The organism is Paenibacillus sp. JT22N7 (assembly GCF_059383875.1).
The window spans coordinates 582,099-594,395 of record NZ_JBXENY010000004.1 but is presented as its reverse complement, the minus strand read 5'-3'; the positions used below and the strand labels follow the sequence as shown (position 1 = coordinate 594,395).

At 51.7% G+C, this 12,297-nt stretch carries 12 protein-coding genes; 11 read left to right on the top strand and 1 reads right to left on the bottom strand.

Annotated features, from left to right (window positions below; all coding sequences use genetic code 11):
* Positions 1–159: 159 nt before the first annotated feature.
* The 5 genes from yycF to AC50Y5_RS14080 all read left to right on the top strand — a co-directional run bounded on the left by yycF (position 160) and on the right by AC50Y5_RS14080 (position 5,747).
* The gene (yycF, locus tag AC50Y5_RS14100) at positions 160–924 is read left to right on the top strand and encodes a response regulator YycF (protein ID WP_494861444.1); all 765 of its coding nucleotides are present in this window, start codon (positions 160–162) and stop codon (positions 922–924) included.
* Complete coding sequence (gene walK / locus AC50Y5_RS14095; protein ID WP_494861442.1) at positions 921–2,765, top strand: cell wall metabolism sensor histidine kinase WalK; 1,845 nt, start codon at positions 921–923, stop codon at positions 2,763–2,765. Before yycF ends, walK begins: the two co-directional genes overlap by 4 nt.
* Positions 2,765–4,126, top strand: a complete 1,362-nt coding sequence (locus tag AC50Y5_RS14090) for a YycH family regulatory protein (RefSeq protein WP_494861440.1) — start codon at positions 2,765–2,767, stop codon at positions 4,124–4,126. Before walK ends, AC50Y5_RS14090 begins: the two co-directional genes overlap by 1 nt.
* A 14-nt stretch (positions 4,127–4,140) precedes the next feature.
* Positions 4,141–4,878: a two-component system regulatory protein YycI gene (gene yycI / locus AC50Y5_RS14085; protein ID WP_494861438.1), complete on the top strand. Its 738-nt coding sequence runs from the start codon at positions 4,141–4,143 to the stop codon at positions 4,876–4,878.
* Positions 4,879–4,940: 62 nt separating this feature from the next.
* A complete protein-coding gene (locus tag AC50Y5_RS14080) occupies positions 4,941–5,747 on the top strand; it encodes an MBL fold metallo-hydrolase (protein ID WP_056036170.1) in 807 nt (268 codons plus the stop codon).
* Here AC50Y5_RS14080 and AC50Y5_RS14075 read toward each other — a convergent pair.
* Positions 5,716–5,955: a hypothetical protein gene (locus tag AC50Y5_RS14075; protein WP_494861435.1), complete on the bottom strand. Its 240-nt coding sequence runs from the start codon at positions 5,953–5,955 to the stop codon at positions 5,716–5,718. The two genes, AC50Y5_RS14080 and AC50Y5_RS14075, sit on opposite strands and share 32 nt — an antisense overlap.
* 192 nt (positions 5,956–6,147) lie before the next feature.
* Here AC50Y5_RS14075 and AC50Y5_RS14070 point away from each other — a divergent pair, with 192 nt between their 5' ends.
* The 6 genes from AC50Y5_RS14070 to AC50Y5_RS14045 all read left to right on the top strand — a co-directional run bounded on the left by AC50Y5_RS14070 (position 6,148) and on the right by AC50Y5_RS14045 (position 11,969).
* Positions 6,148–7,494, top strand: a complete 1,347-nt coding sequence (locus AC50Y5_RS14070) for a S1C family serine protease (protein WP_494861433.1) — start codon at positions 6,148–6,150, stop codon at positions 7,492–7,494.
* A 366-nt stretch (positions 7,495–7,860) separates the two neighbouring features.
* Positions 7,861–8,028 (top strand): CxxH/CxxC protein, encoded by a 168-nt coding sequence (locus AC50Y5_RS14065; protein WP_063838033.1) that lies wholly within the window; start codon positions 7,861–7,863, stop codon positions 8,026–8,028.
* Positions 8,029–8,302: 274 nt separating this feature from the next.
* Positions 8,303–9,676, top strand: coding sequence for an S-methylmethionine permease (gene mmuP, locus AC50Y5_RS14060; RefSeq protein WP_056036179.1), 1,374 nt, complete (start codon positions 8,303–8,305; stop codon positions 9,674–9,676).
* A 100-nt stretch (positions 9,677–9,776) separates the two neighbouring features.
* Positions 9,777–10,793 carry a homocysteine S-methyltransferase gene (gene mmuM / locus AC50Y5_RS14055; protein WP_494861431.1) on the top strand — a complete coding sequence of 339 codons (1,017 nt, stop codon included), beginning with the start codon at positions 9,777–9,779 and terminating at the stop codon, positions 10,791–10,793.
* A gap of 218 nt (positions 10,794–11,011) precedes the next feature.
* Positions 11,012–11,491, top strand: coding sequence for a 23S rRNA (pseudouridine(1915)-N(3))-methyltransferase RlmH (gene rlmH / locus AC50Y5_RS14050; protein WP_056036182.1), 480 nt, complete (start codon positions 11,012–11,014; stop codon positions 11,489–11,491).
* Between the two features lie 154 nt (positions 11,492–11,645).
* Complete coding sequence (locus tag AC50Y5_RS14045; RefSeq protein WP_494861428.1) at positions 11,646–11,969, top strand: DUF2834 domain-containing protein; 324 nt, start codon at positions 11,646–11,648, stop codon at positions 11,967–11,969.
* Positions 11,970–12,297: the final 328 nt, after the last annotated feature.

Genomic DNA, 12,297 nt, shown 5'->3' with positions numbered 1-12,297 from the left:
CGGCAGCCGTTTCACCTTGGCCCAGTCGCATGAAGGAACTTTAATTGGGAACTAGGTATGGCAGTATGGTAAGATAGTATTGCTATGTGTATAAAGTTATACCCTAAAGTATGGGAAGATTAAACCGATAAGAATTAGGAAGCGACAGGCGGTGTGACGATGCACGGTAAAATTTTAGTGGTCGACGACGAACAGCCGATTGCAGATATATTGAAGTTCAACTTGGAGAAAGAAGGCTACGAGGTCATTTGTGCTTTTGACGGCGGACAGGCTGTGGAGCTTGCTTTCGCAGAGAAGCCGGATTTAATGCTGCTTGACTTGATGCTTCCGGTGAAGGATGGCATGGATGTGTGCCGCGAGGTTCGCGCAAAGCTGCATATGCCGATCATTATGCTGACGGCGAAGGATACGGAAATCGATAAGGTGCTGGGCCTAGAGCTTGGCGCAGATGATTATGTGACGAAGCCGTTCAGCACCCGCGAGCTGCTGGCAAGGGTGAAGGCCCATCTAAGAAGGCAGCAGAAGTCGGCGGAGGCTACGGTAAGTGCGGCAGGCGTGCACGGTTCGGATGGCGGACAGGACGCTGAACAGGAGAAGCAGGGACTGCGTCTGTTTAATTTGTTCATTGATACCGACATGTATGTCGTCTATAAGGACAATCAGCCGCTTGATTTGACGCACCGGGAATACGAGCTTGTGTATTATATGGCGCGCAACAGCGGGAAGGTCATGACGCGTGAGCATTTGCTGCAGGCGGTATGGGGCTTTGAGTATTTTGGCGATGTGCGAACGGTGGATGTGACGATCCGCAGGCTGCGCGAGAAAATTGAGGACGATCCGAGCAGGCCGGAATTCATTATGACACGGCGCGGGCTTGGCTATATGATGCGAAGCACGAAGCCAGGAGGTTACGGTTACGTATGATGGGGCGGCGATTTTTTCGCACGATCCAAGTGAAGCTGGTCATTATTTATTTGCTGCTGATTTTGGTAGCGATGCAGTTGATTGGCGTTTATTTCATCAGCACGGTTAAGACGTCGCTGACGGACAGCTTCACGAACAACCTCAAGGAGCAGGCCGATATATTGTCCAAGCTGGCGGCGCGCCACTTATCGATCAAGCCCGGCGGGGATTTGGATACGAATGTGGAAAGCGCGGAAGGGCTCAGCCTCGTCGTTCGCAACTTGTTCAGCATTAGCGGCACAGAGGTGCAGGTGCTCGACGCGAACGGCAAAATCGTTGCGACGTCCGTTCAGGTGCCGGAATCGTATGTAGGCAAGAAAAACCCGTCGCTCGCCGTGAGCCGGGCGCTGGTGGGCATTCCAGAGAATGAGGAAGAGATCATTGATGAAAATAATGTCCGGAAAAAGATCATTGCGCTGCCAGTAACGGACAACGACAATGACAATGTGCTCGGCGCGGTCTACATGGTCGCGTCGATGGACAGCCTGTATGACACGGTGAACCGGGTCAATCAGATTTTTTTCTCGGGAACGCTTATCGCCTTGGGGCTGACGGGGGTGCTGGGCATTTTGCTGGCTCACACGATCACGAGCCCAATTCAAGGACTGACCCGGCAGGCGGCAGCGGTCGCTGAAGGCAAGTTCGACCTCAAGGTGCCCGTGCTTGGCGATGATGAAATTGGGCGGCTCAGCATGGCGTTTAACGATATGACGATCCGGCTCAAGGAGGCGCTGTCGGTCAATGAGGAGGAGAATGAGAAGCTGAATTCCATTCTCTCCAATATGAGCGATGGCGTTATTGCAGCGGATGAGCATGGGAAGGTCATCGTCTGGAATCGGCGGTCGCTGGAAATGCTTGATCGCAAAAGCTGCGAAAATTGCAGCCTGACCGAGCTGCTTGCGCTGCCTCAGCAGCGGCTGGACGAGCTGCGGCAGGGCAAGGAGCAGACGCTCATTCTGGACCGGGGCGAGGAAGCGGAAATGGATGAGGCGGAAGGGATTATGCGCGTCACCTTTACGCCCATTCATCGCCGGGATAAAGGGACGACCGGCACTATTGTCGTCCTGCAGGATGTCACCGAGCAGGAGAAGCTGGAGCAGTCGCGCCGGCAGTTCGTTGCGAATGTCTCCCATGAGCTGCGGACGCCGCTGACGACGATCAAGAGCTATGCAGAGGCGCTGAATGACGGAGCGCTAGCAGAGCGGGAGCTGTCGGAGCGATTCGTTGGCGTCATCAGCAATGAGACGGAGCGGATGATTCGTCTCGTAACCGATCTGCTGCATTTATCGCGGCTGGATTCCAATCAGGCGCCTATGCGGCGCAGGCAGACAAATATCCACGATATGCTCGACGAGGTGGCAGACCGGTTCTCGTTCCAGCTGCGCCAGAAGTCGATTCGGGCTTCTATTCAGGTCGATAGCGAGCTGACGGAGGCTTGGCTGGACCGGGATCAAATTGATCAGGTGCTGGACAATCTTTTTTCCAATGCGATTAAATATACGCTGGACGGCGGCAAAATTCAGCTGAGCGCCCGCAAGCAGGAGCAATCGTTAATAGCAATCAGCGTCAAGGATACGGGGATTGGCATTCCGAAGCGGGATTTGCAAAAAATCTTTGACCGCTTCTACCGCGTAGACAAAGCGCGTTCGCGCAATATGGGCGGAACGGGGCTCGGCTTGTCCATTGCCCGGGAAATCGTCAAAGCGCATGGCGGCACGATTTCGCTTGATTCGGAGCTGAATGTCGGGACGACGGTTACGTTCACGCTGCCGATGCTGGAAGAGGACGGTGAGCGGAGCTAATGGAACGGGCGAAAACGATGATATTAATTTTTTTGGTCGCCTTTAGCCTCATGCAGAGCTATTTTCTCGCTTATAGTATGCCAGGACTTGGTGCTACGGTACGCACAGAGCAGGACTACATCAATGCGGAGCCGCTTGGCGAGGAGACGACGGTGGAAAACGTTATTTTTCCCGATGAGCTGATTATCCACTTCGGCGGGGACAAGCACACGGTGCTGTATCCAGGCATGACCTTCTATAACATGATTCTCAAGGATCGCATACAGGGCCGCGAGTTTAAAGGGTTTCAGCGGAGCCCGATTGATGTAATGGATTGGGAGCAGGTGCGGAAAAAGGATGCCGGCGTTGAGCTGCGCTTCCAGAATGGCGTGCCTGTTGATCTGCTGCGCAAGCTGCTTAAGGTGCAGGGCGACATTATGTTTCTAAATGAGACGATTGACCGCATCTGGATTTTCAAAACGAGCAATACGGAAGAGGTGCGGACCTTCTTCTTTAGCGCTGATGGCGATATCGTCTATGAATCGGTTCAGGCCGACTTGACGGTTCGTGATGTGCAGGATTACGTCGGGTTCGGGGAATATCAGACGAATTACCAGTATGCGGACGGCGATCTGTATATCCCGGATAAGCCGCTGCAGTCGGTGGAAATGGTTTATCCGTATACGGTTTATTCTGCGGATGTGGTGCAGCGCAATCTGTTCTTCGATCCAGGAACGACGAAGGCGCTCAAGGATCGCAGCGGCGCACAAATCTATACCGATGGCAAACGCGGGCTTCAAGTGGAGCAAAGCGGCAACTGGATGATTTATACCGATCCGGCAGCGTCGAAGAGCGCGGATAATATATTGAGCGATAATATGTACGCCGCAGTGGAGTTTGTGAATCAGCATGGCGGCTGGGATGGCACGCATCGCTTTGTTAATCCTGTACTGGATACGGACAGCAAGCTGGGCAGAACGGTGCTGTTCCAGCAGTATTTGGAGCAATATCCGGTGTTGGAGGCGGCAGGCTTTCAGTACGGCTGGATTCGGCTGATTTTGCAGCAGGGCGTGGTGACCGAGTATAACCGTTCGCTGATTACGCTTGGCGATCAGGCAGAATCGAGGGAGCCGCGTTATTTGCCGGGTGGCGATGATCTGCGCAATGCGTTGGAGCGTTATGCAAGGCTATCGGAGGTCGTTAGTCTGTTCCCAGCACTGCAGGCGGTGCCGAAGGAAGGCAGCAAGCTGGATTTTGTCCCCGTATGGGGCGTGAAGCTTGCGGATGGGACGCAGGAAGTGCTGATGGAGGCTTATCCGACGGGCTACGTTCCGCTGGAAGCCACGAACGGTGCTGAAGGAACGGCTGGAGCGGCGAAGTAGGAGGTGAGAGGCGTTTGGATTGGAGCAGAGCGAAAAGTGTGTTGATTGGCAGCTTCCTGCTGCTTAATATTTTGCTTGGCTATCAGGTATGGCTAGAGGTGCGGGAGCAGCTGGACATCAACAATCACTCCGCGGAGCTTCCGCCGGACACCGCCCTGGTCATGAAGCAGAAGCGCATCGAGCTGAACGCCAACTTGCCGCTTGAAACGCCAAGCATGCGTGATTTAACGTACCAGCTCCAGTCGCAAAGTCTGGAGGAGCAGGAAGTTGTGAAGCTGGAGACGCCAGTGGATAGACGAATTGTATTCTCGCAAGCGGATCTGCTGACCGCATTAGGCGATCAAATTCCGGACATTGAACAGTACGCTTTCGATCCATTGGGCAGCAAGGCAGGTGTATTCGTCTTGTACCGGATGGTCGATAACCGGCCGTTGTTCGAGGTCAAGCTGGAGCTGTATTACAGCAATCAGAAAATTACAGGTTTTAAGCAGTCGCGCATTGAGGTGCTGGAGAGCAATGATGCGAAGCAGCAGACGGTGCTGCCTGCAGCGAAAGCGGTAGCGCCGTTCATTGAGCGGAATTTGCCGGATGGCTCGGTCATTACCGATATCCAGCTTGGCTATCATGGACAGACGTTCGATACGGAGATGCAGGTATCCGCGCCCTATTGGCGTGTGCTGGTGGAGGATGCGGACCGCCCTTATTATATCCATGCGGTAAGCGGTGAGGTTGCCCAGGATAAGGAGCAGTAGGAGAAGGCGCAGAGTTATTCAGCGACAGGCTCAAGTGGGAGAAAGGATAGGACGAGGCGGAAATGGGACTATGGTTTACAGTACTGGCAAGCGGTTCAACGGGGAATGGCACAATTATTAATAATGGCGACAAGATGGTACTCGTCGATGCGGGGCTAAGCGCCAAAAAAATGGAGGAGCTCATGAAGGAGCGCGGAGTGTTCGGCCACCAGCTGGACGCGCTGTTCGTCACGCATGAGCACTCCGATCATATTAAAGGGCTCGGCGCGTTTGCGCGCAAGCACGAGCTGCCTATTTATGCGAATGAAGCGACTTGGGGCGCGATGGAGCGGCATGTGGGCAAAATCGATGCCGATAAGCGCATTGTAATCGAGACGGGAGATACGCTAAACTTCGGTTCGCTGCAAATACAGTCTTTTCCGATTTCGCATGATGCTGCGGAGCCGGTGGGCTACACCTTCGTCGATCAGGGCGTTAAGCTGAGTTTGGCGACCGACCTTGGTTATATGAGCGATAAGGTGAAGCAGGCGATCATTGATTCGGATGTGCTGGTGCTAGAATCCAATCATGATACGGAGATGCTTCGGATGGGGCGTTATCCATGGAATACGAAACGGCGCATCTTAAGCGACGTCGGACATTTATCCAATGTAGCGGCTGGGGAAGCGCTCTGCGAGCTGCTGACTGACCGGACAAAACGGGTGTATTTGGCCCATCTTAGCCTTGATCATAATTTAATGGACTTAGCGATGCTAACCGTTAATAACATATTAGAAGACAACGGGATTTTCTTCAAAAAAGAGGACTTCCCCCTGCGGCACACGTATCACGACAAGCCTACTGAATGGGACGAAGTGAAGAAGAAATAAGCCTGTGCAGCTGTTCATCCATTTGCCCGTCAAGCTGGCTAGTCTTGGCTTGTAATTCCTCTACTGTAACAATGCCTTTCTCTAGCAGAAGCTCTAGCAATGCGCTTAAGGTCAGAACGGTGCGATAGTGCTCCTCTTTCAGATCTGCGAGCATCGCGCCGAGCTGCACATGCTCCCAAGCGGATGGGATGGAAGTAGGTTTTTTCATTAAAAATCAAGCTCCTTTGGCAATGAAGTGGAAAGCAAATCATCTTTTAACAAAAAATTTTTCTAGCTGCGGATTGTAATCTATTATTATTGTAGTCCAATCTTCCGAAATTATTCCTAGCAGCGTTGATTTCGATTGAGAGATATACCAAATAGTCTTGATGTCGGCCGGACATCGAGAGGAGAGATAGATATGGGATTATTCGATGACGATTTCTATTCGACGAAAGTATCCAGACGCACACGCGCCTTCAGCAAGGAGCGGCGCATCTTGTCAAGCAAGCAGACGAGGCGGAATTGGTCCAGTGTGCGCATTGCCTTTATCTCTTCATCTACAAGCGCAATAGCGGCCGTGCTGCTGTTCGGGCTGTTCTTTAATGGCGGAGTTGGCGGCAGCGCCAAAGTGCAGGCGGTTTCTACGGCGAAGATGTCCGATGACAGCGAATCGCTGGAAATGAAGACGATTCAAGCTTCAGCGAAGGTCAGGCCAGCTGTCGTTAGCGTTATTAATGAGCAGCGGCAGGTTTTCAGCATGGGCGTTCCGAATGATGAAGGCGATGGCAGCAAGAATGAAAGCAAAGACAGTATAGAGAAGAACAGCTTGCAGCAGGCCGGCGTTGGTTCAGGATTTATTTTCAAAAAAGAAAATGGCAAAGCCTATATAATGACAAACTACCATGTCACCGTCGATGCGGATGCGCTAAAAGTGACGCTCATTAGCGGCGAAGAGCGTGCGGCGAAAATGATTGGCGAAGATCAAATTTCTGATCTGGCTGTATTGGAAATCGACGACAAGGGCATTGATACCGTTGCGGAAATTGGCGATTCCTCTGCCTTGCAGCCGGCTGAATTCGTCATTGCCATCGGCAATCCGCTCGGGTTGGGCGATTCCTTATCCATGGGTATCGTGAGCAAAACACGTCAAATCGTTCCTGTATCGTTGAACCAGGATGGCAACTATGATTGGGAGCAAGAGGTTATTCAAGTGGATGCGTCCATCAACCAAGGCAACAGCGGCGGACCGCTCATTAATTTGAACGGCCAGGTTGTCGGCATCAACAGTATGAAAATCGCAGATATCGGCGTGGAAGGCCTCGGCTTCGCCATTCCGACGAATAATGCGATGCCAATCGTAAACGATTTGCTGGAAAAAGGCTATGTGCCGCGTCCGTATTTGGGCGTGTACACGATGGACCTGGCGCAATATTTTGCGCAGCAGGGCGGCAGCGCTGGCGGGAAAGCCGGCAGTTCGACAGATGGCAGCGACGATGAGGCTGAAGGCGCGGCGCAGCTTATTTTGCCGGAGGATGTCCGTGCGGGCGTCATTGTGCTGGAGGCGGTCGGTCCAGCGAAGGAGGCTGGTCTCCTCTTCAACGATGTGATCGTCAAGCTCGATAAGCAAGCGGTTGGCAGCACGATGGAGCTGCGGAAGTACCTGTACTCCAAGAAGCATATCGGCGACAAGGTAGAAGTGACCTTCTACCGGGACGGCAAGCTGACGACGGCGCAACTTTCGTTAACCGATAAGGTGGAAGAATAAAATATCGTCATCCTATTAGGGAGAGCGGTCGTGGACAGGAGGAAGCCTGTTGCGGCGGCTCTTTTTTTCTTTAAAATATAGGAAAGTATATGATGTTTCCATCCTTTCTCTATATTTCTTGGAATGAAACGCGCCGCCAGAGGACGGCGCGTTTCACCTTGACGTATAGGAAAGTATATGAATTTTCTCATGCTTTCTCTATACGTTTCGCCAAAACGATGGCGTCTAATAGTAAGGACGCCGCCAGGCGTTTCTCTTAGGACGGAAAGGTGCGGGCTTCACAATATGCAGGTTGTTTGTTATGCTAACGGAAGGCAAAGGGACAACACCCTGATTAAATCAAGCAGAAGAGGAAGCGAACCAACTATGTATTGTGTATGCAAAAAACACGTGGAGCTAGCGATCGATAAGTTCGTTGATGAGTATGAGGACGCGCCGGATATCGTGGATTTGAAGGAAACGGAATTTGCAGACTGGGACCCGCCGCGCAAATGCGATTTATGCGATGATGGGGCACTGTTTTTGGTCGTATAAGGGAAGAACCGATATAAGAATAGTGTTCATCTATCGCTGGGCGTATCTATATGCCCAGCGATTTTTTGCGGATTTTAAAATGTGTTCCTCTGCGTGTCAAGCTGTCGGTCAATATTAACATTGACATGAACCTGACAGCCCGATATATTGAAGTTAACTTGTTGCAGGGGCGAAAAAAATTTGAAATCCGCTTATGCGGTTTCGTTAGCAGCGCACTCTTTTTCAAAAGGGGTGTGCTTTTATTTGTCCGAATATGACACTTAGGAGAATGAACGTGGACAATGGAAGTAAGCAGCAGTTTAGGCGGAAAATGCAGACGCGGCATATCGTTATGCTCTCGCTGGGCGGTGTTATTGGGACGGGCCTGTTCTTAAGCTCCGGTTATACGATTCAGCAGGCAGGTCCGTTTGGCGCGATTTTGTCCTATCTGGTTGGGGCTATTGCTGTGTATCTCGTGATGCTGTGCTTGGGCGAGCTGTCGGTACATATGCCCGAGACAGGCGCTTTTCACAGCTATGCGGCAAAATATCTCGGACCCGCTACCGGCTACACCGTCGCTTGGCTGTACTGGCTCACCTGGACGGTGGCGTTAGGCTCGGAATTTACGGCGGCTGGGCTGCTCATGCAGCGCTGGTTCCCTTCGGTTAATGTATGGATTTGGAGCGCGTTATTCGCTGCGTTAATCTTTGTCTTAAATGCACGATCGGTGCGGTTTTTCGCGGAATCGGAATTTTGGTTCTCGTCTGTAAAGGTTTTGACGATTGTGCTGTTTATAGTTATCGGAGCGGGAGCGATCTTCGGCATTGTCCCAATGGCGGATGCGGCTCCAGCGCCCTTGTTGACCAATATTACGAGCGCAGGCTGGTTCCCGAATGGAGCCTTTGCCATTTTATTGACGATGCTGGCGGTGAATTTCGCCTTCTCCGGCACGGAGTTGATCGGGATTGCAGCGGGAGAATCGGTGAATCCCGAGCGGACGATACCGAAAGCGATTCGCACGACGCTGTTCCGTCTCGTTATTTTTTTCATTGGAACGATTGTTGTGCTGTCGGCACTGCTGCCTATGTCGGAGGCGGGGGTAACGGAAAGTCCCTTCGTCACGGTAATGGAGCGGGTCGGCGTGCCGTATGCGGCGGATGTGATGAACTTTGTTATTTTGACAGCGATTTTGTCGGCGGCGAACTCGGGATTGTATGCGTCGTCACGGATGCTGTGGTCGCTAGCCGACAAGAAGACCATTTCGCCTTTGTTCGCCAAGCTGACGAAGCATGGTGTGCCGCTGAATGCTGTCATTCTTAGTATGATGGGCGGCGGACTTGCGCTGCTCTCCAGCATTGTCGCGCCGGATACGGTGTACATTGCTCTAGTTTCGATATCAGGGCTTGCCGTGGTCGTTGTGTGGATGAGCATTAGCGCTTCGCAGTTTATGTTCCGCAGGCAGTATGTTCGCGAGGGGAACTCGGTGGACAAGCTGGCTTATCGGACGCCTTGGTATCCTTTTGTGCCGATTGCTTCGTTCGTGTTGTGTCTTGCGTCCTGTATCGGTATTGCGTTCGATCCGACACAGCGGATTGCGCTGTATTGCGGGGTTCCGTTTATTGCGCTGTGCTACATTAGCTATTATTCGTTTTATCGTGTGAAGAAGTAGCGAGTTAGGCAGGGCGTGACGTGAAGTGACGGAAAATATAGAGCTGAAAGAGACCGAAAAAGAAAAAGAAAAAGAGAACGGAAAAGGGAGGAGAAGTGTTATGGAAAAGTTTAATGGTGCTACGCACAATGTAATAGAGGATATTTTGCAGAAGCATGAGATTATGGTGCTGGATGGCGCAATGGCGACGGAACTGGAACGGCACGGCTGCGATCTGAATGATTCGCTTTGGTCCGCGCGAGTGCTGCTGTCACAGCCTGAGCTGATCTATCAGGTGCATCTGGATTATTACCGCGCAGGAGCGGATTGCGCGACGACGTCGAGCTATCAGGCGACAGTGGATGGTTTTCGCAAGCGAGGGCTTAGTGAAGAGGAAGCTTTGAAGCTGATTAAAAGCACGGTCGAGCTGGCAAGGAAAGCGCGTGATGATTATTGGGAGCAAGAAGGAGCAGGTGCAGGTGCTGCTAAGGAGGGTAATGGTGATCAGGCTTCTGCGTGGGGCGCTCAGTACGCTAACAGGCCTAAACCGCTTGTTGCTGCATCCATCGGGCCATATGGCGCTTATTTGGCGGATGGTTCGGAGTACGTGGGCAACTATGGCGTGTCGGATGAGGTACTGACGGAGTTCCACCGTCCAAGAATGGCGGCTGTCATTGAGGCTGGTGCCGACCTATTGGCGTTCGAGACGGTTCCATCTCTACAGGAAGCCAGAGTGCTGGATGCCCTGCTGAAGGAGTTCCCGGGCGTGTATGCGTGGCTGTCGTTCTCATTGAAAAATGAAACGGCGATCAGCGAAGGCACTCCGCTGGCGGAATGCGCGGCTGCCTTCGCGCAAAGCGAGCAGATTGCCGCGATCGGCATGAACTGCGCCCCCGGCGCTGTCGTGACGGAGGCGATTAAGGTGCTTCGCGCTCACTCGCAGAAGCCGATTATTGTTTATCCGAATTCCGGGGAAAGCTATAATCCGGAGACAAAGACGTGGCATGGCGAGGGCAGCTGCCCGAGCTTCCTGGAGGAGGCGGAAGGCTGGTATGAAGCCGGCGCCCGTATTATTGGAGGCTGCTGCCGGACTTCGCCGCAGCAGATTGAAGCGATCGCTAGGAAATGGCGAGCTTGAGATGCTGTGCAAGAGCCTGATGGATATTAGTGAGTAGTAGAGCCTAATGGACATGCGAGGATAATGTTTAGGTTTTTGAATCACAAGGCCAGCCAGAGAGCTCTCTGGTTGGCCTTTTTTTCTAGGCCTAATAATGTGTTGTTGCTGCGGACGAATGGTATGATTGGTACTAATAGGACAGGCCGATATATAGGCTGCGAATAAAGGAGACGTTGTCAGTGCAAATACAGATTATTTCAGTGGGCAAGCTGAAGGAGAAATATTTAACGCAAGGGATCGCGGAATACGCTAAGCGCTTGGCTCCGTATGCAAAGCTAACGCTAGTCGAGGTAGCGGATGAGAAGGCGCCGGAGCAGCTTAGTGCGAGTGAAGAGCAGCAGGTAAAGGCGAAGGAGGGCGAGCGGATACTGAGCCATATCAAGCAGGATACGTACGTTGTCGCAATGGCAATTGAAGGCGAGATGTGGACGTCGGAGCAATTGGCGAAGCATGTCGAGGAGCTTGGTACGTATGGGAAGAGCCAGATCGCTTTTGTCATTGGCGGGAGCTTGGGACTCGCTGATGAAGTGCTGCGCCGCGCTAATATGAAGCTTTCTTTTGGGCGGATTACCTATCCGCATCAGCTGCTCCGTCTTGTGCTGACGGAGCAGGTTTATCGGGTGTTTAAAATTATGCGGGGGGAACCGTACCATAAGTAGGGGCAAGTTTTTTTGAAAAATCGCGCTGAGGGCTTGGAACGGAGCCTTGAAGGACATGGGTTGAAGAGCGGTCACGCGCAGCAGCGAAGATGGAGCAAACGGACTTTTGCGAGCTTTTTGGAGTTGCAAATTACAAAATAATGGAGGGTTATAAATGAAGTACTTTTACGGAGTATTATCTTTTTTGGGACTCGTCTTGCCCTATTCGCAATTCATCCCTTGGGTCGTGCGCAACGGCCTCGATTTGTCTCTCCTATTTGAAGCCATAACCAGTACGCGTATCGGAGCTTTTGCATGGATGGATGTTTTAGTTACCGTGATCGTGCTTATGGGATTTATTCTGTTAGAAGGCACCAGAAAGAAAATGAAATATTTATGGTTGCCGATTGCAGGTACGCTACTGGTAGGTCCTTCACTGGGTCTTCCCTTGTTTTTGTTTCTTCGACAATTACACTTGGAGAAAAACATTCTAAAATAGCATCAAAGATGGGAACGGAAACATGGTTAAACGAATCAGTTTAAAATGTTCGGCATTTCTTGAACGTCATGATGCCATCGACGCAGCAAAGAATGTTATCTAGGATACAGGGGCATAGATCGTAAACTTCAAAACGTTCGCCAAACACATGACCACCTTTCATTTCATTATTGAAACAGATAGCGTGGGTCGTTTGCTTGCTCAGATTGAGGCATCTTCCCTTACTCTTTTTCCGGAGTCATCAACAGAATTAAAGCTGCGGTTAGAAGAGTGGGAAACGAAACGTCCGACAATAGAACTTAATGGTTCTTTAGTAGTGTACATCGTA